This is a genomic window from Nonomuraea insulae, from assembly GCF_042656245.1.
This window is the reverse complement of sequence record NZ_JBHSPA010000005.1, coordinates 131,507-150,459: the sequence shown is the minus strand read 5'-3', so window position 1 is coordinate 150,459 and position 18,953 is coordinate 131,507. Positions and strand designations below refer to the sequence as shown.

The following is an 18,953-nucleotide window of genomic DNA, read 5'->3' as shown; positions in this document are numbered from 1 at the left end:
GGGGTGACGTCGGGGGTCGGGGTGACGTCGGGGGTCGGGGTGACGTCGGGGGTCGGGGTGACGTCGGGGGTCGGGGTGACGTCGGGGGTCGGGGTGGTGAGGCGGGCGCCGATGGTGGCGGCGACGTCGGCGGGGGGTGGGGCCGGGGTGTCGATGAGGTCGCCGAGTGCCAGGAGTTCGGCCTCCAGGTCGTCGAAAGGCTCACGCGAGTTCATTGCCCACCTCCTCCCTGAGCCGCGCCAGCCCCCGATGGGTGCTGGACTTGACGGTGCCGACGGGCCAGTCGAGCACCTGTGCAGTCTCCGCTTCGCTCAGTTGTAAGAAGTACCGGCACACGACGGCCTGGCGTTCCCGTTCCGGCAGCCCGCGTACCGCTGAGAGCAGGCGCGAGCGCCGGTCGGTGGCGACGGCGGCGCCCTCGGGGTCGTCGGGGGCGAGCGGGTCGGCGGTGGCGCTGAGCCGCAGCACCAGGTCGCCGCGGCGGCCTCGGGAGCGGGTCAGGTTGTGGGTCTCGTTGGCGACGATGCGCAGCAGCCACGGACGGAAGGGTGCCTCGCGCCGGAAGGTGGCCAGATGGCGGAACGCCTTGACGAAAGCCTCCTGCACCACGTCCTCGGCCTCGTCACCGGCTCCCAGCATGGCGGCGGTGCGGTGGGCGAGCGTGCTGTAGCGGGCGACCAGCACCTCGTAGGCCGCTAGGTCGCCGTCGAGCGAACGGGCGATCGCCTCGTCGTCGTTCATGGCGAGTCAGATTCCACCGCATCGCGCGCCACACGGGAAGGGTGTTTCGCTGATCGTGTCATGCTCATCACTGGCCGGGGCATTAGACTCGGGCAAATCCATGAGCCCCTCGAAGGAACGGGATTATGTCTTCTGGGTATGACCGTGTAGTGCAACCGGCGGCCGGTGACGAGGCCCTGGAGAACCACCTGGGTGGGGACGAGGCCAAGAACTACCGGCAGTACGAGCTCGATATGGTCGCCCCGCATGTCGGCCGTTCGATGCTGGAGATCGGTTCGGGGCTGGGTCACTTCGCCGAGCAGTTCATGCCGCGTCTCGACAGGCTCGTCGTGAGCGACTTCGACCCCTATTGCGTGGAGCAGCTCGAGAAGCGCTTCGCCGACAACGACGACATCAGCGTCCTGCAGTTCGGGCTGCCGACGGACATCCCGCTTGAGGACAAGGTCGACACGGTCGTCATGATGAACGTCCTGGAGCACATCGAGGACGACGCAGGGGCGCTGCGCTCGCTGGCGCGGGTCACGCTGCCGGGCGGGCGGATCATCATCTGGGTGCCCGGCTACATGCAGCTTTATGGGGACTTCGACCGCAAGGTGGGTCACGTCCAGCGTTACACGCCGAAGACGCTCGGCGCCGCGGTCGCCAAGGCCGGGCTCGACGTCGAGGTGCTCAAGCCGATCAACTTCCTGGGCGGCATCGCCTGGTGGGCGGCCGTGCGCCGGGGCGGGGTGGGCTACCCGAACCCGCGGCTGGTCAAGATCTACGACCGCACGGTGGTGCCGCTGACGCGGTTCATCGAGCGGTTCGTCCGGCCGCCGTTCGGTCAGACGGTGTTCTGCGTGGCCCGGGTGCCCACGCCGAAGTAGCGGTAACACACCCGGCCGCGCCCCATGGGTTGCGGGGGCGGCCGGGCGGGCTACTTGATGGAGCCGGCGGTCAAGCCGCCGACCACCTTCCGCTCGATCAGGGCGAACAGGATGATCACCGGGATGGTGGCGATCACCGAACCGGCGAACAGGTTCTGCCAGTCCACCTGGTACTGCCCGATGAACGAGTTGAGCGCCACGGGAAGCGGCTGGTTGGCCGTGGTCGTGGTCAGGGTGAGCGCGACCACGAACTCGTTCCACGCGGCGATGAACGTGAAGATCAGGGCGGTGATCACGCCGGGCATGGCCAGCGGCAGCGTGATCCGGAACAACGCGCCGAAGCGCCCGTTCCCGTCGATGAAGGCGGCCTCCTCGAGTTCGCGCGGGATCGAGGAGAAGTAGGCGTTCAGGATCCACACCGCGAACGCCAGGTTGAACCCGCCGTTGACCAGGATCAGCGCCCAGATCGAGTCCACCAGCCCGAACTGGAAGAACTCGCGGTAGATGCCGACCACCATGGCCGTGGGCTGGAACATCTGGGTGATCAGCACGAGGATCAGGAACGCGGTGCGGCCCCTGAAGTTGTGCCGGGCCGAGTAGTACGCGGCGGGCAGCGCGACCAGCAGCACGAGGATGGTCGAGCCCCCGGCCACCTTGATCGTCACCCACAGGTTGCCGGCCAGGCCGCTGCCCCAGAAGTCGGCGAGGTTCGACCACACCCACTCCTGCGGCCAGAACGTCACGTCGCGCAGCGACTCCTGGGAGCGCAGCGAGGTCAGCAACATGACCACGTACGGGAACAGGAAGAGCAGCGCGATGACGTACGCGGCGGCGGCGACGAGGGTGGTCTTCAGCCTGGGCATCACACGTGAGGAGCCGCCCCGTCGCGGGCGGGCGTGGTGGTGCGGCTGGGCCTGCGGCGGCATGGTCTTGACGGCCATCACGCCACCTCCTTGTTCCACCGCGACACCCTGAGGAAGATCACGGTCAGCACGATCACCATGGCGAAGTTGACGACGGACATGGCGGCCGATTCACCGATGTCGGAGCCCTTGAGGATGTACATGAGGATCGTGGAGGTGGACGTGGAGTAGCCGGGCTGGCCGTGGGTCATGGCCCAGATGATGGGGAAGCTGTTGAAGACGTTCATGACGTTGATCAGGGCCGCCACGGTGAGCGCGGGGCGCAGCAGGGGCAGCGTGATCGACCAGTACGTCCGTAGGCGTCCGGCTCCGTCCATCGTGGCGGCCTCGTACACGTCGGCGGGGATCGTGGCGAGTCCGGCCAGCAGCGCGTACGTGGTGAACGGCACCGACACGAACACCGCGACGAAGATCAGCCACGGCATGGCGCTGGCGGCGTCACCGAGCTGGTCGGCCGAGGCCCCGCCCATCGCGTCGATCAGCCCGAGTTTCAGCCGGATCTGGTTGATCACGCCGACCTCGGGGTCGAGCATCCACTTGAAGATGATCGCCGTCATCAGCACCGACGCGGCCCACGGCGCGATGAGCGCCCACCTGGCCAGCTTGCGCAGCGGGAAACGCTGGTTGAAGAGCTGGGCGAGGGCCAGCGAGATCAGCACGGTGAGCACGACGACCGCGACCACCCAGATCACGCTGCGGACCATGATGTCGGCGAAGTCCTTCTCGGCGAAGAGCTTGTCGTAGTTCGCGAATCCGTTGTACCCGCGCTCCACGCCCAGCCGGCTGATCTCGAGGAACGAGGACCTGATCATCTCGATCACGGGCCAGAGCACGACCAGAGCGATCAGCACGATGGCGGGCCCGACCCAGGCGAGGGGTTCGAGGGCGCGCAACCTTCTCATCAGACACCTTTCCAGGAAAGGTACGGCCGGCGGGTGCCGGCCGTACCCGCGTCCCGCTGGATCAGCCGGCCGCTTCGGCGGTCTTCTGCAGGTCACCGAGGATCTTGGCCGGGTCGTCCTTGACGGCCCCGCCGATGGTCTGCTTGATCGCCGGGTTCAGGTCGGCCCACTTGGGGTCCTGGAAGGGGTAGAAGCTGGCGTTGGGCAGGGCGTCGAGGAACGGCTTGAGCTTCTCGTCGCTTGACAACTTCTGGATGCCGCCGTTGGTGACGGGCAGCAGCTTGTAGGTGTCGGAGATCTTCTGGGCGGCGGAGCCGGTGTAGAAGAAGTCGAAGAACTTCTTGATCTCGGCGGCGTGGCCGTTCTTGTTGAACGCCATGATCCAGTCCATGACGCCGAGCGTGGTGTCGAGCGGGCCGGCCTTGCCGGGGATGGGCACGACGCCGTAGTTCTTCAGGCCGGCCGCGTCGAAGATCGGAATCGACATCGGGCCGCCGTTGACCATGCCGACCTTGCCGGCGCCGAAGTCCTCCCAGACCGTCTTGCGGTCCTTGGTGCCGGGGTTCGGGGTGGTCAGGCCGGCGTCTACCAGGCCCTTCATGTACGTGAACGTCTCGACGTTCTGCGGCGAGTTGATCGCCCACTTACCGGAGGCGTCCTTGTAGCCGCCGCCGTTGCCGAGCATCCACAGGTACGACTCGGCCTGGGCCTCCTCCTGGCCGAGCGGCAGGCCGAACGGCTGGGTCACGCCGGCCTTCTTGAGCTTCTCGGCTGCGGCCTTGATCTCGTCCCACGTCTTCGGCGGCTCGGCGATGCCGGCCTTCTCGAACAGGTCCTTGTTGTAGAACAGGGCGCGGGCGGAGGAGACGAACGGGATGCCGTACGCGGCGCCGTCCACCTTCCCGAAGTCGGCGAACTTCTGCAGCATGTCGCCGGAGACGGTCGGGGACAGGACCTCGTCTACCTTGTAGAGGAGCTGGTCCTTGACGAACCCCGAGTAGTCGCCGGTCTGCAGGATGTCGGGCACCTGGCCGTTCTGGACCATGGTGGCGACCTGCTTGTCGATGTCGTTCCAGTTGATGACCTGGACGTCGACCTTGATGTTCGGGTTGGCCGCCTGGAACTCGTCCACGACGCCCTTCCAGAACGTCTCACCCGAGTTCGGCTTGCCGGGGCCGTCGCCGTAGTCGGCGGCGACCATCTTCAGCGTGACCTGACCGCCGCCGGACGCCTGGGTGTCGCCCCCACCGCCGGTGGAGCCGCCCGAGCCGCAGCTGGACAGGACCAGCATCGTGGCAAGGCCGAGAGCGGCGCCGCCCACAAGCTTCATGTTCACTGGAGATACCGCCTTCTCGTCGGACGGGTGCGCTGGTCCGTACCAGCCAACGGACCCCGCCCAGGGGGATGAGGCGCGGGAACGCCGTAGCTCACCCGCGTTTGCGCCAGCGTAAGCCCGATTTAAGTAGCCGGTCTATACCGGCTCGTCTCGTTTTGGCAACACTCGGGCTGATAAATCCTCACATCCGGTCTAGACCGGGCGTCAGAGGATTTTTCTCCGCACGTTCTCCCCGCCCTCCGGCGTGCCGATCCACGGCCCCTCGACCGACGGGTCGAGAATGCCCTCTTCGACGAAGGTGTAGCGGCCCTCCAGGACGTAGTTCGCCAGCCGTACATCCTGGTTGTCGCTGTTGTCCCAGAGCCGGTCGAACAGCGTGTCCACGCGGCGTCGTGCCTGGTGGCAGAAGGTGTCCGCCAGCTCGTACGGCCTGCGCCCCAGGTCCCGGGAGTCCTCCTGCGCCTTGAGGCAGACGGCCGTCATGGCGAACAGTTCGGCGCCGATGTCCACGATCCTGCCGAGGAAGGACTGCTTGTGCTCCAGCCTGCCCTGCCAGCGGGACATGCCGTAGAAGGTGGACCTGGCCAGCTTCCTGCTGGTCCGCTCCACGAAGCGCAGATGGGCGGCCAGCGGGCCGAAGTCGGCGTACGCGGTGGGCAGGTTGCCCGTGCCGGCGACCAGCGTCGGCAGCCACTTGGCGTAGAAGCGGCTGGCCCGGCGCAGGGCCTGAGCGCGTTCCTGGCGACCGGCGTCGGGGTTGATCAGCTCGCCGGCGGCCGACAGATGCGCGTCCACCGCCTCCCTGGTGATCGCCAGGCGCATGATCTCGGAGGAGCCCTCGAAGATGCGGTTGATGCGGGAGTCGCGCAACATCTGCTCGGCCGGCACCCCGCGCTCGCCCCTGGCCACCAGCGAGGCGGCCGTCTCGTAGCCGCGCCCGCCGCGCATCTGGACCAGCTCGTCCAGCACCTGGTACGACAGCTCGGAGGCGAACAGCTTGGCCAGCGCCGCCTCGATCCTGATGTCGTTGCGGCGGTCGTCGGCCAGGCGGCCGGTGAGCTCGCAGACGGCTTCGACGGCGTAGGCGGTGGCGGCGATGAAGGCGATCTTCGTGGCCACGGCCTCGTGCTGACCGACCTTGCGCCCCCACTGCACCCGTTCGTTGCCCCACTCGCGGGCGATCTTGACGGCCCACTTGGCGTTGCCCGCGCAGGTGGCGGGCAATGACAGGCGGCCGGTGTTGAGCGTGGTGAGCGCGATCTTCAGCCCGTCGCCCTCCTTGCCGATGAGGTTCTTGGCGGGCACCCTGACCTGGGAGAACTCGGTGACACCGTTCTCGATGCCGCGCAGGCCCATGAACTCGTTGCGGCGCTTGACCGTGATGCCCTGCGAGTCGGCCTCGACCACGAACGCGCTGATCTTCTTGCCGGTCCTGGCCATGACGACCAGCAGGTCGGCGATGACGCCGTTCGTGGTCCAGAGCTTGACGCCGTCGAGCACGTAGTCGTCGCCGTCGCGGACGGCGGTGGTGGCCAGCCGGGCGGGGTCGGAGCCGACGTCGGGCTCGGTCAGCAGGAACGCGGAAATTTCGCCCGCCGCGCACCTCGGCAGGAATTCTCGTTTCTGTTCCTCGGTGCCGAACAGCTTGAGCGGCTGGGGCACGCCGATCGACTGGTGCGCCGACAGCAGCGTGGCCAGCGCCGGGCAGTAGGAGCCGACGAGCGTGAGAGCACGGCAGTAGTACAGGTACGGCAGCCCGAGGCCCCCGTACTCCTCCTTGATCGTGATCCCGAACGCGCCGAGCCCCGCCAGCCCCTTGACCACCTCGTCGGGCACCCGGGCGGTCCGCTCGATGAGGGCGGGATCCACGTGGGCGTCGAGGTAGCGGCGTACCGCCCGGACGAAGTCCTCGCCCTTCTTGGTCGCCTCGTCGGGCAGCCTCGGCGCCGGATACACCAGGTCGAGGCGGAAGTCGCCGAGGAAGAGCTGCTTGGCGAAGCTCGGACGCGCCCACTCCTTCTCGCGCGCCTGCTCGCCGACCTCCCGTGACTCCGCGTACTTGGTGTGCTCGGTCATGGCACCTCCCGACGTTGCGCCGTCATGTGCCCATGAGTACTGCCCGCCATGACGGCGCCCTGTCGCCGTTTATAGCCCGATTTTGTATGAACGGCGAGCATTGACCCTCAGCGCACCGAGCGCCGCCACCGCCAGCACGGCGGGTACCACGAGGTAGGCACCGCAGAACGCCAGCCCCAGCAGCGACATCACCGTCCCCACCACGGCCGTGCTCCGGAGCCTGCCCGCGGGCAACATCCGCACCGCCGCCGCCACACCCGCCGACGTGACCGCCGCCAGGCAGGCGGAGGTCGCGCGCATGAGCACGTCCAGATCCACCGCCCAGACCAGTACGGGCACACTGAGCACGAGCACCAGCCCAAGGCTCCGGTACGGCGTCTCCCCCTGCCCTCCGCCCCTGGCGAACCAGCCGGGCAGCGCCCCGTCCACCGCCAGGGCCGCGCCGAGCCTGGCCGCCCCCGCGATGTAGGTGTTGACCGCCCCGAACGTCAGCAGCACCGCCACCACCCCGGTCACCGGCCGGGCCGCCGGGCCGAGGCCCGTCTCCAGCATCGCGGTGAGCGGCACGCCGGTCATGTCAGGGCCGAGCACGGCGACCGAGGTGACGGAGACGCCCGCGTACAGCAGGCCGATCACGACGAGGGTCACCACGGTGGCTCTGAGCAGGCCCTTCCTGTGGTCGGCGAACTCGGCCGACAGATGGCTGGCGGCCTCCCAGCCGACGAAGGCGAACATGAGCACCCCGGCCGCGCCCGCCACGCCCGCGGCGCCGTACGGGGCGAAAGGGGTGAAGTTGGCGGCGTCGGCGTGCGGGGCGGCGGTGATCACCGCGGTGGCGAGCAGTGTGACGAGGAGGGCGACGAGGCCGATCTGCAGTCGTCCCGACGTCCGGAGCCCGGCGGCGTTGGCCGCGAACGCGGCGGCCAGGATCAGGCAGGCGGCGAGGGTGGCGTTCACGCCGAGGCAGGCTTCGACGTACTGGCCGCCGACGAGCGCGCCCGCGACGGTGCCGATGGGGACGGCGCCGTAGAACCACCACCCGGCCACGGCGGAGGCGTGCCGCCCGAACGCGAGGCCGACGACGGCGGCCACTCCCCCGCCGCCGGGGTAGCGCGCGCCGAGCGCGGCGAAGGTCAGCGCGACGGGGACGCTCAGCGCGAGCATGCCCGCCCAGGCGAGCACGGAGGCGGGCCCGGCGGCGTCGGCGGCCAGGTGCGGCAGCACCAGCATGCCCGGCCCCAAGACCGCACCCACGAGCAACGCCGTGCCATGCGCGGCTCCCATTTGTCCACTCATAGCGGCCGAAACTAATCCATCCATTCGGAGTGACCCCCGTCCTGGCGAACGTTCGGTCGAAATGACATGTGAAGCTGGGGGTATGGATGAACTTGATTCGGCGATCATAGGGTTGCTGCAAACGGATGCGCGGCAGTCCAACCGGGAGCTGGCCAGACAGCTCGGCATCGCCCCCTCGACCTGCCTGGAACGGGTCAGGGCGCTCACCCGCCGGGGCGTGATCCGCGGCTACCACGCCGACATCGACCCCGTCGCGCTCAACCGCGGCGTGCAGGCCATGGTGTCGATCCAGGTGCGGCCGCTCAGCCGGGCCGTGATCAACACCTTCAAGGAGTCGGCCGCCGCGATGCCGGAGGTGATGAGCGTGTTCGTGCTGGCCGGAGGGGACGACTTCCTCCTGCACGTGGGCGTGCCCGACCTCGACCACCTGCACGCGTTCCTGCTCGACCGGCTGAGCAAGCGCAAGGAGATCGTCGGGTTCCGCACGTCGGTGGTGTTCCAGCAGGTACAGAAGGCCGTCCCGGCGCAACTGCCCACACCCTGAAAACATTGTGATATCCAGGAGCTTTCCCGATTTAAGGTGACAAGGGAGGCCACTGGTGTCATGGCCGGCGCCTGACCAAGACAGTCTCTACTTCGACCAGGTCCTGCAGCAGACGAGGGACGCGATGCGCCACCTCCGTACGGCCAAGCACCTGATCGGTCAGATCGAAGGCACCGGCGAGGCCGCCGACGGGTTGATCCAGGTGACGACCGACGCGGGCGGCGCTCTGCGCCGCATCGACCTCAACCCCCGCGTGCTCCGCCTCGCCCCCGCGGTCATCGGCCGCGAGGTGACCAAGGCCATCCAGGCCGCGCAGGACGATTCCGCGCGGCGGGCCAAGGAGATCGTGGACGGCGTCGCTCCCTACGTCGGCGCCCTGCCGGAGCCGCTCGACGAGACGTTCGTCCAGCACCGCGTCGAGGCCGCGATGCGGGACATGCATTCGGGAGGCCTGTGATGTTCGGCTACGAGATCGACCCCAGGAACATCCGCCCCCAGGACGTCGACCGCGCGACCGAGCAGGCCCGTCAGGCCGAGGAGGCTCTCGCCGACGTGGACGGGCTCCTGGCGGAGATCACCGGAACGGGCGGGACGAACGGCGGCCACGTGAGCGCCACCGTGAACGCCGAAGGCCGGATCCTGGAGGTCACCGTCGGGCAGCAGGCGGTGCGCAAGGGTGCCGACGCGCTCCGCGAGGCGATCCTCGCGGCCGTGGGCGATGCCCAGAGCGACGCCCAGAGCCAGGTGGACGCCCTGCTGCGCGAGCAACTCCAGCAGGCCGTCCCCGGCCTGACCTTGGACCCCGCCGAGTTGCAACGGCACCTCGGCCGCCTCCTCGACTGACAGTGCGGGTGACTCATATGCCCGCCGCACGTCACGTATGAGGCGCTAGGGTCTCTTTATGCATTCTGGGGTGGAAGTCGGCAAAGACGCCCTCCGCATGCAGGCCTCCCGCCTGCACACGAACGGGGACGACTACACAGCGGCGGTAGAGAGACTGCGTGAGCGTGGCGGCCGATGGGGCGACGACGGGCTCTTCGCCGAGATCGAGGCGGCCTGGGTCGACTGCCGGCAGACCGTGATCGAGGCCGTGCCCGGCATCGGCGGCACGGTCAACGGGGTGGGCGACGGCATGCTCGCCGTCCCGAGGAACATCGACGCGGGTGAGGACGCCAGCGCCATGCAGGAGCCCAGCGCATGGCAATAATGCTCCCCCGCGAGCTGGACACGACGCTGGAGCTGGCCGGTCTCTGGTTCCCCAACGTCAACGAGGACGAGATCCACGCCGACGCGCACGCCGCCCGGGTCGTTCAGGCCGGCACGTCGCTGGCGGGCGCCGAGTCCGACGCCACCGTACGCGGCTCCACGGCCATCTACCGGGGCGAGTCCGCCACCGCGCTCCAGGGCTCCTGGGACGCCAACGACAACTCCTCCGGCCACCTGGCAAAGGCCACGGCCGCGGTGAAGGTCGCGCCCGTGGCCCTCGACGGCCTGGGCTATGTGGTGACGGGCACCAAGATCGCGGTCGGCACGGTCGCGGCCGTCGGCACCGTTCGCCTGCTCTACGCCGCGCTGGCCGGCGGGCCGGCCGCCGGGCTCACCACGAGCGCCACACTGCTGGCCATCAGACGGGCGGGCGCGAAGGTCTTCCGCCAGGCGGCCGAGGGCACCGGGCGGCAGATGGCTCCCACGCTGGCCAAGCGGGTCACCTACCCGTTGCGTGAGATCATGGAGAAGCTCCGGCGGCCGGGCGGGCCCGGCAGCCCGGCGCTGGCGGGCGCGGGCGGGCGGCTCCCCGGCGGGCGCGTCCCGATCGGCGGCAAGGGCTTCGAGAGCAATCCCGGCATCCTGCTGATGGGCAAGAAGAAAAAAGGCGGCGGCCGCGGCTACAATCCGGGCTCCTCGGCGAGCTATGACGCCGCCGCGCAGCGGATGCACGGCAGGCTGCCCAACAGCGGCGATGTGAACAAGATGTCAGCGGAGGAGGCGAGAAAGGCGGCGGCGGAGGTCAAGGACAGCATCCTCACGCGGAAGATGAACGAGGCCCGTCTCGGTAAGGACTCCGGACACGCGGCGCGGCTGAAGCAGGAGCAGGAGCTCCTGGAAGAGCTTGAGCGCAAGGCCAACGAGGGGAAATAACGCGAGATGCAGACACAGACAGGCGACGGCCTGATGGCGCGCATCCTCGCCCGCCCCGCCGACGACGAGGCCCTCGGCCAGGCGGCCAACGACCTGCTCAACGAGCTGTTCGGCGGCTACCCCGTCGAGAACCTCCGCACCCTGCTGCACAGCGGCGACGACGACGCGGTGCAGACCGGGGCCTGGCTGCTGTCGGAGCTGGGCGAGCAGGCCGCGCCGCTGCTGGACGAGGTCCCCGGCCTGCTGGCCCACCCGAGGCACCAGGTGCGGTTCTTCGCCGTCGAGTTCGTGCTGCTCGCCGCGGACGAGCCGCACGCCGACATCATCGCCCAGGCCCTCACCCTGAGCCGGGATTCCGATACCGCCATCCGGTGGAAGGTCCTGCACTTTCTGGCGATGGCCTCGACCGAGCAGCTCATGGCCGGTCTGTCGCGGCTGACCGACCCCGAGGTCAGGCGGCTCACGGCCGGGCTGGTCGCCTCGGACACCGAGGACCCCGACCCGGGCGAGGTCGTCGCCGGGCTGGAGGGCGACGACCCGGTGGCCCGGCTGTTCGCCGCGGCGATCGCGGCGCGCATGGCCGAGGACGACCCGGCGCTGCTGCGCCACGCCGCCAGGGTGCGCGACGAGGAGATCAGTTCGTTCGCGCAGTGGCAGCTCAGGAGGTTCGAGGGGTAGCGCCGCCCCCGTCCGCCCGGCGGCCGTAGGACGCTGCCGCTGGACCCGTACCGGCTCTGAGCTCGCCGCTACCCTGAACGCATGACTCCGGCCGGAGTCGCGAGAGGGCGGCCTGCCGTGCTCACCACCGAACGCATCGTCGCCGCCGCCGTCGAGGTCCTGGACGCCGAAGGGCTGGAGGCGCTGACGATGCGCCGCGTCGGCACGCGGCTCGGCGTCGCGGCGATGTCGCTCCACCGCCACTTCCCAGACCGGGACACGCTGCTGGCCAAGGTGGTCAGCGGGCTGTTCGCCGAGGCGGTGGCCGACTACGCGCCGGAGACGGCCTGGCCGGAGGCGCTGGCCGGGTTCGGGGTGGCCTACCGGCGGATGTTGCTCGCTCACCCGCGGGCCGTGCCGCTGATCGCCGCCGGCCCTGTGGACGTGGAGCTGCTCACGGGCCTGCTGTCGCGCTTCGAGGCGGCCGGCATCGCCTCCCGGGACGCGCTCACCGCCGTCCAGTCGGTCGGCGTGTACGTCCTCGGCCACGCCCTGGCCCAGGTGGGCGAGGCGCATGACGAGGCGGCCCTCGCCTTCTACGACCAGTGGTTCGACTCGGGCCTGCTCGCCATGGTGACGGGGTTCGAGCACCAACTGGTCTAGCCCGCCATCGCGGGCTCACGGCGTGGGATGGCCGCGTAGCTGATCGCATCGCGACCGTCCTGCCCTGCCTGGAAACCGACGGCGAACGCCTCGCCCCGACCTGCCCGGACGTGGTGGGCCGGCTCCGCGCGGAACGAGACCGGATCGAGCGCGCGATGCGCGACCTCGACGAGTCCAGACAGGCCCTGGACCTGGTGATCTCAGCGAGCCGCTTGTAGCGGCTCCAGCCATTCACGCAACCGATCGTCGTCGCTCAGGCTGATCAACCGCACCAGTCCACTGTTCTCGCGATGGTTCGGCGCGTCGAGCAGGTGATCCTGCCAGTCCTCGGCGTACTCACGCAGCGCGCCCACCATCTCCGTGACCGCCTCATCGAAGGTCCGGCCGTCTGCCGCGATGGGCAGTCCAGGGATGAAGATCGACCAACCCCCATCCTCAGGAACCGCCTGTGCACGTGATGGAGCGGCTGCGTAGGCCATGTACGTCACCGTACCGATCGGACCGGCCCGCCGCGGTTAATTCGGTTGCACAGGCTCCGGCCGTTTCCATAGCCTCTTGGACATGCGCCTTTACCTGTGATTCCGCTCCGTCCACCCGTCCAGCCATGAGACGCGGCAACCGAGCATTGCCGACCGGCCTTCCTGAGCCGCGTCGTGAGAGTTACGTAAAGGAGCTTCCTTATGCGCGTTCGCGCGAGCAACAAGAAGAGCCATCCCCATCTGCCCGTCGTCCGGCCGATGCCCAAGATGCCGCAACGGCCGATCGCGCCCCCGCGGCGCATCCCGCCGAAGGGCCGCTAGGACAACTACCTGGATGGGTAGTTAAACCGGAGCGCCGCCTCCCCATACGCCTGGAGGCGGCGCTCCGACCTTTCACAACCGTTCGATGATGGTGACGTTGGCCTGGCCACCGCCCTCGCACATCGTCTGCAGCCCGTAGCGGCCGCCGGTGCGCTCCAGCTCGTGCAGGAGCTTGGTCATCAGGATCGCGCCCGTGCCGCCGAGCGGGTGGCCGAGCGCGATGGCGCCGCCGTTGGGGTTGACCCTGGCGGGGTCGGCGCCGAGCTCCTTCATCCAGGCCAGCGGCACCGGCGCGAACGCTTCGTTGATCTCGACCACGTCGATCTCGTCCATCGACATGCCGGCCTTCTTCAGCGCCCGCTGCGTGGCGGGGATCGGCGCGGTCAGCATGTAGACGGGGTCGTCGCCCATGAGCGCGAGCTGGTGGACGCGGGCGCGCGGGGTGAGCCCGTGCTCGCGTACGGCCTGCTCGGAGGCGATGAGCACGGCGCCGGAGCCGTCGGAGATCTGCGAGGAGGTGGCGGCGGTGATCTGCCCGCCCTCCTTCAGCGTCTTCAGCCCGGCCATCTTCTCCAGCGTCGTGTCGGCCCTGGGGCCCTCGTCGTCCTCGACGCCGTTGATGGGCGCGATCTGGTCCTTGAAGTGGCCGTTGGCGATGGCCTTGGCGGCCCGCTGGTGCGACTCGAACGCGTACTGCTCCAGCGCCTCCCGCGTGTAGCCCCACTTCTCGCACATCAGCTCCGCGCCGCGGAACTGGGAGATCTCCTGCTTGCCGTACCGCTCGACCCATTTCTCGCCGAACGGGAACGGCATGCCCTTCTCCAGCGCGGCCGTGATCGACGAGCCCATGGGCACGACGCTCATCGACTCGACGCCGGCTGCCACCACCAGGTCCTGGGTGCCGGACAGGACGCCCTGGGCGGCGAAGTGGATCGACTGCTGGGAGGAGCCGCACTGCCGGTCGATCGTGACACCGGCGGTGGTCTCGGGCAGTCCGGCCGACAACCAGGCATTTCTCGCGATGTCCATGCTCTGGGGGCCGAACTGCATGACGCATCCCATGATGACGTCCTCGACCGCCGCGGGGTCGACGCCGGTGCGCTCGATCAGTGCCTTCAGCGTGTGAGCGGCCAGGTCAGTGGGGTGGACGGTGGAAAGGCCGCCCTTCTTCTTGCCGACCGGGGTGCGAACCGCCCCGACGATGTACGCCTCTGCCACAGTGCCTCCTGGAAACCGAGCATTATTCGGTTACTAGGTGCAGAGTACAACAGAACGTCATTCGGGCGCAGGTTGCGCGGGGGCTACGAGCTCCTCCGCCGCCTCGATCCGGAACCGCCACCGGTCCACGGCCAGCCCGTTCAACGCGTCCGACAGCTCCAGCGCGAACGCGCCGAGCTTGACGGGCTCCTCACCGCGCAGCTCGATCGCGGTCAGCTCGGTGGCGAAGGGCAGCAGCTCCTGTACGGACGGGGGCTGCCCCTTCTCCGGCACCAGCATGGCCCTGATGTCGCCGGCCGTGAACGCGGGCCCCTCCTCTTCCTGCTCCAGTAGGGGTGCCAGCTCCTCCACCGTCGGTCGCACCGGCACGATCACCGCGGGACCGCTCTCGCTGTCGTCGGCGGGGTCGCTCACCTCGCCCCGGCACACCGCGAGCCCCCCGAGCCGGAAGGCCAGCCCCTCGGCGAGGTAGCGGTCGAAGAAGTCAACCGGCAGCGGGCCCTCGGCGGCCACCCGCACGGCCCACGCCTTCTCCAGCTCGCCGCCCGTCAGCTCGCCCTCGACCTCGACCGGCGCGTACACGCGCACGTCGGCCGCCACGATGTCGTCGCCGTCCCGCTTCGCGCCGGGATCGGCGAGCTGGATGATGCGCAGCAACTCGTCGGGGTCCGGTTTGGCGGGCAGGGCCGCCGTGGGGCCTGTACGCAGTCTGCGCTTCGCCATCCAGCCCATGCCCGCCTCCGTGCTCAGCTTCGATAAGAGCTCGTCATCGTCGCGTAGACGATGACGTTGTCGGTGTAGTGCCCGGTGGACCGATTGTAGGTACCACCGCAGGTGATGAGGTGCAGCTGGGCGTTGTCCTGGGCCCCGTAGACGCGCTGGGTGGGGAAGGTCTTCTTGCTCGCCTGCTCCACGCCGCCGACGGTGAACACCGCGGTCGTCTTGTCCTGGCGCTTGACCTCGATGGTGTCGCCGTTCTTGATCTCCGGCAACCGGGCGAACACGGCGGCGCGCGTCGCGGTGTCCTTGTGCCCGAGGATCACGGCCGGGCCGACCTCGCCCGGGGTGGACATGTTCCGGTACCAGCCGGCGAGGTTCGCGTTGTTCGAGGGCGGCACCTCGATGCTGCCGTCCTTGGCCAGCCCGACCGACTTGATCGGCGCGTTGATCCCCAGCCTCTTGATCACGATTTTGACCGGCGTGGAGGGCAACATCGGGGGCGCCGGGGTGATCTGCGGCAGCGGCGGCGGCACGTTGGCCGGGGCCTGGAACAGCGCCTGCTCGGGCTGCCCCGTCTTCGGCTGCGTCTCCAGAGCCAGGGTGTCCCTGTCGTTGCCGGCCAGGCCGTACTCCGCCGGGGAATTGAACACGATCAGCATGCCCGCCACGACCGTCACGACACCGGCTATGGCCGCCCCGATGAGCACGGTCTTGAGCGCGGTGCCGCCTTTGTCCTCTGGCGGCGGGGGCGGCGCGGGTGCCTCGCCGCCGCCGTAGGGATAGTAGCCCGACACCGGTCAGCCCTTGATCGAACGACGTCGCATGATCAGCCCACCGACGGCAGCTGCTCCGACCAACACGGTGCCCGTCAGAATGAACAACCGCCCATCAGGCCCCATCGTCCCACCTGCACCGGTATCCGCACCCGCCTTGGGGGTCTGGGACTTCCTGGTGGTGCTGCCGGTAGGGGTGACCGTCTCCGTCTTGGTGTGGGTCGTGGTGGGGCGAGGGCTGGTGGTCGTGGGGGTGGGGGTGGTCGTGTCCGTGCTCGTGGAGGTCGGGCTCGTCGAGGTCGTCCCGGGGGTCGTGACAGTCAGGATCGTAGAGGCCCCGCCCGAAGTCAGATCACACGTGTACCACGGCGAGCTGTTCACGTAGAGGGCGAAGTCGCCGCCCTTCAGCCCGACCGTTCCCGTCGCCGTCGGCTTGACAACCATGGTCATCGCCGTTGGCACCGGCATGGTGCCGCTGACTGAGACAGACGGTGCGGCTGCGGCACCAGACGCGGTCACCGGGGTCGAGGCCGGCGTCCCGCTTGGAGTGATTGTCGCCGATGCCGCGACCGTGCTGTTCGCTGTAATGCTCGAAATCGCCAGCAACGGGGTCGGGGTCCCGTTGGCCGACGTCGTCGCTGGGAGCACGTCCCACGTGACAGTCACGAGGGCGTTTGGCGTTATAGCGGCGGCAGGAGTCCTCAGCTCCATGCGGAACGGGACAGTCTGCGTCGTCGATCCTCCCGTACAGGTGTACACGGCCTCAACCGGCGCTGCGGCCATAGCCGCCACCACGGGGATCGAACCGAAGATACCTGCGCCTAGGACGGCCATAGCAGATGTCTTGAGGGCGACGCGGCGCCGCGCCTTTGACGTCAGCACTTCCAGCTCCAATTCAGCGCAGTATCAACAGTCGTGCCAGACTTCCAGCCGTGGGTCACGGTTAGGTTGAGATCTTACGAACTGTCCCTGTCAACTTCCCGTAAACCGCCAAACACGCCACAACTTTCCCACATCAGCCCTTTTTCTTCGACAACGTTGCGTACACGACGATGTTGTCTGTGTAGTGATGCGTCGTCTTGTTGTAGACCCCACCGCAGGTGATGAGCCTGAGCTGAGCGTTGCTCGTGTTCTCGTACACCCGCTTGGTCGGGAACGAGGTCTTGCTGGCCTGCTCGATCCCACTCACCGTGAACCGGGTGACCTTCTTGTCCGACCGATAAACGTAGATCTGGTCGCCCTTGGCCAGTTCCCGGAGACGGTCGAAGACGGCGGGGCCGGTGCGGGTGCTCACGTGGCCGTTGATGATCGACGGGCCCGCCTCACCCGGCACCGGTGAGCCCCTGAACCAGCCCGTCTGGTTCGGCTTGGTCAGTGGGGGCGTGCCGAGCGCGTTCTTGGCGTCCATCGTGACCGAGCCGATCGCGGAGTTCACCTTGATCTTGGGGATCTTGATGCGGATCGGCCTGGCCTTGGTGGCCTTGGTCTTGGCTCTGGGGATGGCCGGTACGACCGGAGCGGCCGCCAGCGGAGGCGGAGCCTCCAGGCGGGCCGGGGTCAGGGGCACGTTCTTGCCACCGGGCCCGACCGTCGCCGCCAGGACGAACGCGCCCGCGTTCTGCACATCCACCGTCGGAGCGTCCTGAGCCTTCGCCGCCACTTCGCGCGGCAGCGAGCCGTCGTCCACCGGGGGCGGCGCCAGGGAGAGCAGGCTGACCATGACCAGGCCGACGCCGCCGAGCGACCCGGCGATCAGCAGCCCGGGCAGCGCCCTCTGCATCGGCGTCTTCACGGGGGCCGTCTTCACCGGGGGCGTCGTCTCCGCCGGCGCGGTCTCCTCGGCCATCAGTGCACACCTCCCGCGTGCGCGGCCCTGCGCCGGCGCAGCACCAGGCCGCTGCCGGCGCTTCCCATCACCACTGCCATCCCACCGACCATGAGCCCGTACGGGTGCCTGTCGTCATCGGGCGCCACACCGGTCTCCACCCCGCCACTGGGCGTCTTGGCCACCTGGGCCCGGTAGTACTTGGTCGCGGTCGGGCCGGTGCTCTTCGGGGTGGACGAGCTCGAACTGGACCCCTGGGGAACGACCACGACTATGTTGCCCAGACTGTCGGTCGTCGTGGTCGTGGCCGTGGGCGACGAGTCGTCGTCCGGGTCGGGGTCGTTCGGGTCGTCCGTGGGGTCGTCGTCCGTGGGGTCAACCGTCGGCGACTGGGTGGTCCCGGGGACGGTCACGTCGATGGCGCCGGGGTTGCCCTGCAGCGCGCAGATCGCCTTTTCGTGCTCCGGCGGCTCGGGCACGTCGCCGGTGAGCACCCGGAAGGCGTCCAGGTAGGCGGTCCCGTTCGCCGTGTTCATGATCTGAACCGTGTGCGGGCCGTAGGTGAGCTGCGGCGACTCCCAGAGCTCCTGCTGGGTCTCGGTGCCCGTCATGTCGCCCCCGCTGCCGTCCTGGCCGGGGTAGACCAGGCCCGAGGTGACCTCTTCCCCGTCGAGGAGCACCTTGATCGGAGTGAGGTCCTGCTCCCGCCTGCTGATGTAGGCGACCTTCGTGCCGATGAACTCCAGCGTGGCGCTGGCGTTGACGTCGGTGGCCTTCCCCACGTCGCTGAGGTAGTCGTCATACGTCGGGGCGGTGTAGATGGTATTCCAGTTGCCGCCGTAGTTGATCTTCGACGTCTCGCTGTTGTTGACCATCACCTCGCCCTCGGCAGGCGTGAACTTGATGGTCAACGCAGCGGGCTTGAAGCGGATGGTGCCGGTACGTGTGAGCCGCGCGCCGTCCGACAGCCCCTCGGGAAGTTCGAGGTAGTCTCCGGGCACCAACTCGGCCTGGCTCTTGTCGCCTCGTGGCCTGAGCTGGCCGTTCCAGGCGCCGCTGATGTCCACGAGCCCCTCAAGATGCAGGGAGGAGCCTTCGGGGAAGAACCCCGGCGAGCCGAACTTCTGCACACTCTCGTACGAGATGTCCCAGCGGACGTCCATCTGGCCCGCCTCGACCTGCGGCGTCATGCGCGCTTCCAGGTCCACCCCGGTGCCCGCGATGCCGCCCGTGCAGTGGTAGTTGGCTACCAGCGAAGATTCGGCCTGACCTGGGACCGACGACGTCGCGACGAACGCGGCGGATGCCGCCATGCCTAATGATCCGGCGATCAACGCCTTGCGCCACCGACTCACGGAGACTCCGATCACCCACAAATAGACCGAAGGTAGATCTTAGGATCGAAACACCCTCAACACATGCTGAATCCCGCTTCATCCGGCACTTGTGATGAACCCGTGTCCACGGCCACCTC

The 18,953-nt window shown here is 68.7% G+C and carries 23 protein-coding genes; 10 read left to right on the top strand and 13 right to left on the bottom strand.

The features are described from left to right. A partial coding sequence (locus ACFPZ3_RS02720; RefSeq protein WP_379512305.1) for a hypothetical protein occupies positions 1-215 on the bottom strand: 215 nt, incomplete at its 3' end. Next, entirely contained in the window at positions 202-741 is a 540-nt protein-coding gene (locus tag ACFPZ3_RS02715) for an RNA polymerase sigma factor (protein ID WP_379512304.1), read from the bottom strand. The genes ACFPZ3_RS02715 and ACFPZ3_RS02720, both read right to left, overlap by 14 nt. Before the next feature lie 125 nt (positions 742-866). On the opposite strand from ACFPZ3_RS02715, the gene ACFPZ3_RS02710 reads away from it, so the two are divergent. Next, positions 867-1,607, top strand: coding sequence for a class I SAM-dependent methyltransferase (locus ACFPZ3_RS02710; RefSeq protein WP_379512303.1), 741 nt, complete (start codon positions 867-869; stop codon positions 1,605-1,607). 50 nt (positions 1,608-1,657) lie between these two features. On the opposite strand, the gene ACFPZ3_RS02705 is transcribed toward ACFPZ3_RS02710, so the two are convergent. From ACFPZ3_RS02705 to ACFPZ3_RS02685, 5 genes are all read right to left on the bottom strand, one after another. Beyond that, entirely contained in the window at positions 1,658-2,548 is an 891-nt protein-coding gene (locus tag ACFPZ3_RS02705; protein ID WP_379512302.1) for a carbohydrate ABC transporter permease, read from the bottom strand. After that, positions 2,548-3,432 carry a carbohydrate ABC transporter permease gene (locus ACFPZ3_RS02700; protein ID WP_379512301.1) on the bottom strand — a complete coding sequence of 295 codons (885 nt, stop codon included), beginning with the start codon at positions 3,430-3,432 and terminating at the stop codon, positions 2,548-2,550. The genes ACFPZ3_RS02705 and ACFPZ3_RS02700 overlap by 1 nt, the downstream gene beginning before the upstream one ends. A 61-nt stretch (positions 3,433-3,493) precedes the next feature. Then, on the bottom strand, positions 3,494-4,762 hold the full coding sequence (locus ACFPZ3_RS02695) for an extracellular solute-binding protein (RefSeq protein WP_379512312.1): 1,269 nt from the start codon (positions 4,760-4,762) through the stop codon (positions 3,494-3,496). Positions 4,763-4,972: 210 nt separating this feature from the next. Continuing rightward, entirely contained in the window at positions 4,973-6,844 is a 1,872-nt protein-coding gene (locus tag ACFPZ3_RS02690; RefSeq protein ID WP_379512300.1) for an acyl-CoA dehydrogenase family protein, read from the bottom strand. A 69-nt stretch (positions 6,845-6,913) separates the two neighbouring features. Next, positions 6,914-8,128, bottom strand: coding sequence for an APC family permease (locus ACFPZ3_RS02685; RefSeq protein ID WP_379512299.1), 1,215 nt, complete (start codon positions 8,126-8,128; stop codon positions 6,914-6,916). Positions 8,129-8,222: 94 nt separating this feature from the next. On the opposite strand from ACFPZ3_RS02685, the gene ACFPZ3_RS02680 reads away from it, so the two are divergent. From ACFPZ3_RS02680 to ACFPZ3_RS02650, 7 genes are all read left to right on the top strand, one after another. Continuing rightward, positions 8,223-8,684: an Lrp/AsnC family transcriptional regulator gene (locus ACFPZ3_RS02680; protein ID WP_379512298.1), complete on the top strand. Its 462-nt coding sequence runs from the start codon at positions 8,223-8,225 to the stop codon at positions 8,682-8,684. A 55-nt stretch (positions 8,685-8,739) separates the two neighbouring features. Then, positions 8,740-9,141: a YbaB/EbfC family nucleoid-associated protein gene (locus tag ACFPZ3_RS02675; protein ID WP_379512297.1), complete on the top strand. Its 402-nt coding sequence runs from the start codon at positions 8,740-8,742 to the stop codon at positions 9,139-9,141. Then, a complete protein-coding gene (locus ACFPZ3_RS02670) occupies positions 9,141-9,527 on the top strand; it encodes a YbaB/EbfC family nucleoid-associated protein (RefSeq protein ID WP_379512296.1) in 387 nt (128 codons plus the stop codon). Before ACFPZ3_RS02675 ends, ACFPZ3_RS02670 begins: the two co-directional genes overlap by 1 nt. A 70-nt stretch (positions 9,528-9,597) precedes the next feature. Continuing rightward, positions 9,598-9,891 carry a hypothetical protein gene (locus ACFPZ3_RS02665; protein ID WP_379512295.1) on the top strand — a complete coding sequence of 98 codons (294 nt, stop codon included), beginning with the start codon at positions 9,598-9,600 and terminating at the stop codon, positions 9,889-9,891. Beyond that, complete coding sequence (locus ACFPZ3_RS02660; protein WP_379512294.1) at positions 9,882-10,823, top strand: hypothetical protein; 942 nt, start codon at positions 9,882-9,884, stop codon at positions 10,821-10,823. Before ACFPZ3_RS02665 ends, ACFPZ3_RS02660 begins: the two co-directional genes overlap by 10 nt. Positions 10,824-10,829: 6 nt before the next feature. Beyond that, positions 10,830-11,501 (top strand): hypothetical protein, encoded by a 672-nt coding sequence (locus ACFPZ3_RS02655; RefSeq protein WP_379512293.1) that lies wholly within the window; start codon positions 10,830-10,832, stop codon positions 11,499-11,501. 81 nt (positions 11,502-11,582) lie between these two features. Next, on the top strand, positions 11,583-12,143 hold the full coding sequence (locus tag ACFPZ3_RS02650) for a TetR/AcrR family transcriptional regulator (RefSeq protein ID WP_379512292.1): 561 nt from the start codon (positions 11,583-11,585) through the stop codon (positions 12,141-12,143). A 200-nt stretch (positions 12,144-12,343) separates the two neighbouring features. Here the strand turns inward: ACFPZ3_RS02650 and ACFPZ3_RS02645 are convergent, their stop codons facing one another. From ACFPZ3_RS02645 to ACFPZ3_RS02630, 4 genes are all read right to left on the bottom strand, one after another. Then, entirely contained in the window at positions 12,344-12,622 is a 279-nt protein-coding gene (locus tag ACFPZ3_RS02645) for a hypothetical protein (protein WP_379512291.1), read from the bottom strand. 393 nt (positions 12,623-13,015) lie between these two features. Further along, on the bottom strand, positions 13,016-14,161 hold the full coding sequence (locus ACFPZ3_RS02640; protein WP_379512290.1) for an acetyl-CoA C-acetyltransferase: 1,146 nt from the start codon (positions 14,159-14,161) through the stop codon (positions 13,016-13,018). 57 nt (positions 14,162-14,218) lie between these two features. Then, the gene (locus tag ACFPZ3_RS02635; protein ID WP_379512289.1) at positions 14,219-14,893 is read right to left on the bottom strand and encodes a hypothetical protein; all 675 of its coding nucleotides are present in this window, start codon (positions 14,891-14,893) and stop codon (positions 14,219-14,221) included. Positions 14,894-14,907: 14 nt separating this feature from the next. Then, positions 14,908-15,675 (bottom strand): class F sortase, encoded by a 768-nt coding sequence (locus tag ACFPZ3_RS02630; protein WP_379512288.1) that lies wholly within the window; start codon positions 15,673-15,675, stop codon positions 14,908-14,910. A 136-nt stretch (positions 15,676-15,811) separates the two neighbouring features. Here ACFPZ3_RS02630 and ACFPZ3_RS02625 point away from each other — a divergent pair, with 136 nt between their 5' ends. Together ACFPZ3_RS02625 and ACFPZ3_RS02620 are read left to right on the top strand one after the other, a co-directional pair. Then, a complete protein-coding gene (locus ACFPZ3_RS02625; protein ID WP_379512287.1) occupies positions 15,812-16,039 on the top strand; it encodes a hypothetical protein in 228 nt (75 codons plus the stop codon). A gap of 57 nt (positions 16,040-16,096) precedes the next feature. Then, positions 16,097-16,606: a hypothetical protein gene (locus ACFPZ3_RS02620; RefSeq protein WP_379512286.1), complete on the top strand. Its 510-nt coding sequence runs from the start codon at positions 16,097-16,099 to the stop codon at positions 16,604-16,606. A 63-nt stretch (positions 16,607-16,669) separates the two neighbouring features. Here the strand turns inward: ACFPZ3_RS02620 and ACFPZ3_RS02615 are convergent, their stop codons facing one another. Together ACFPZ3_RS02615 and ACFPZ3_RS02610 are read right to left on the bottom strand one after the other, a co-directional pair. Next, the gene (locus ACFPZ3_RS02615) at positions 16,670-17,500 is read right to left on the bottom strand and encodes a class F sortase (RefSeq protein ID WP_379512285.1); all 831 of its coding nucleotides are present in this window, start codon (positions 17,498-17,500) and stop codon (positions 16,670-16,672) included. Beyond that, on the bottom strand, positions 17,500-18,792 hold the full coding sequence (locus ACFPZ3_RS02610) for a hypothetical protein (protein ID WP_379512284.1): 1,293 nt from the start codon (positions 18,790-18,792) through the stop codon (positions 17,500-17,502). The genes ACFPZ3_RS02615 and ACFPZ3_RS02610 overlap by 1 nt, the downstream gene beginning before the upstream one ends. Positions 18,793-18,953: the final 161 nt, after the last annotated feature.

What these genes read in the sequence shown, in the direction of transcription:
- ACFPZ3_RS02645 (WP_379512291.1), bottom strand. Translation starts at nt 12,622, where the DNA reads ATGGCCTACGCAGCCGCTCCATCACGTGCACAGGCGGTTCCTGAGGAT.
- ACFPZ3_RS02700 (WP_379512301.1), bottom strand. Translation starts at nt 3,432, where the DNA reads ATGAGAAGGTTGCGCGCCCTCGAACCCCTCGCCTGGGTCGGGCCCGCC.
- ACFPZ3_RS02655 (WP_379512293.1), top strand. Translation starts at nt 10,830, where the DNA reads ATGCAGACACAGACAGGCGACGGCCTGATGGCGCGCATCCTCGCCCGC.
- ACFPZ3_RS02635 (WP_379512289.1), bottom strand. Translation starts at nt 14,893, where the DNA reads ATGGGCTGGATGGCGAAGCGCAGACTGCGTACAGGCCCCACGGCGGCC.
- ACFPZ3_RS02705 (WP_379512302.1), bottom strand. Translation starts at nt 2,548, where the DNA reads ATGGCCGTCAAGACCATGCCGCCGCAGGCCCAGCCGCACCACCACGCC.
- ACFPZ3_RS02695 (WP_379512312.1), bottom strand. Translation starts at nt 4,762, where the DNA reads ATGAAGCTTGTGGGCGGCGCCGCTCTCGGCCTTGCCACGATGCTGGTC.
- ACFPZ3_RS02610 (WP_379512284.1), bottom strand. Translation starts at nt 18,792, where the DNA reads ATGGCGGCATCCGCCGCGTTCGTCGCGACGTCGTCGGTCCCAGGTCAG.
- ACFPZ3_RS02650 (WP_379512292.1), top strand. Translation starts at nt 11,583, where the DNA reads ATGACTCCGGCCGGAGTCGCGAGAGGGCGGCCTGCCGTGCTCACCACC.
- ACFPZ3_RS02620 (WP_379512286.1), top strand. Translation starts at nt 16,097, where the DNA reads ATGGTCATCGCCGTTGGCACCGGCATGGTGCCGCTGACTGAGACAGAC.
- ACFPZ3_RS02715 (WP_379512304.1), bottom strand. Translation starts at nt 741, where the DNA reads ATGAACGACGACGAGGCGATCGCCCGTTCGCTCGACGGCGACCTAGCG.
- ACFPZ3_RS02615 (WP_379512285.1), bottom strand. Translation starts at nt 17,500, where the DNA reads ATGGCCGAGGAGACCGCGCCGGCGGAGACGACGCCCCCGGTGAAGACG.
- ACFPZ3_RS02680 (WP_379512298.1), top strand. Translation starts at nt 8,223, where the DNA reads ATGGATGAACTTGATTCGGCGATCATAGGGTTGCTGCAAACGGATGCG.
- ACFPZ3_RS02660 (WP_379512294.1), top strand. Translation starts at nt 9,882, where the DNA reads ATGGCAATAATGCTCCCCCGCGAGCTGGACACGACGCTGGAGCTGGCC.
- ACFPZ3_RS02670 (WP_379512296.1), top strand. Translation starts at nt 9,141, where the DNA reads ATGTTCGGCTACGAGATCGACCCCAGGAACATCCGCCCCCAGGACGTC.
- ACFPZ3_RS02690 (WP_379512300.1), bottom strand. Translation starts at nt 6,844, where the DNA reads ATGACCGAGCACACCAAGTACGCGGAGTCACGGGAGGTCGGCGAGCAG.
- ACFPZ3_RS02685 (WP_379512299.1), bottom strand. Translation starts at nt 8,128, where the DNA reads ATGGGAGCCGCGCATGGCACGGCGTTGCTCGTGGGTGCGGTCTTGGGG.
- ACFPZ3_RS02710 (WP_379512303.1), top strand. Translation starts at nt 867, where the DNA reads ATGTCTTCTGGGTATGACCGTGTAGTGCAACCGGCGGCCGGTGACGAG.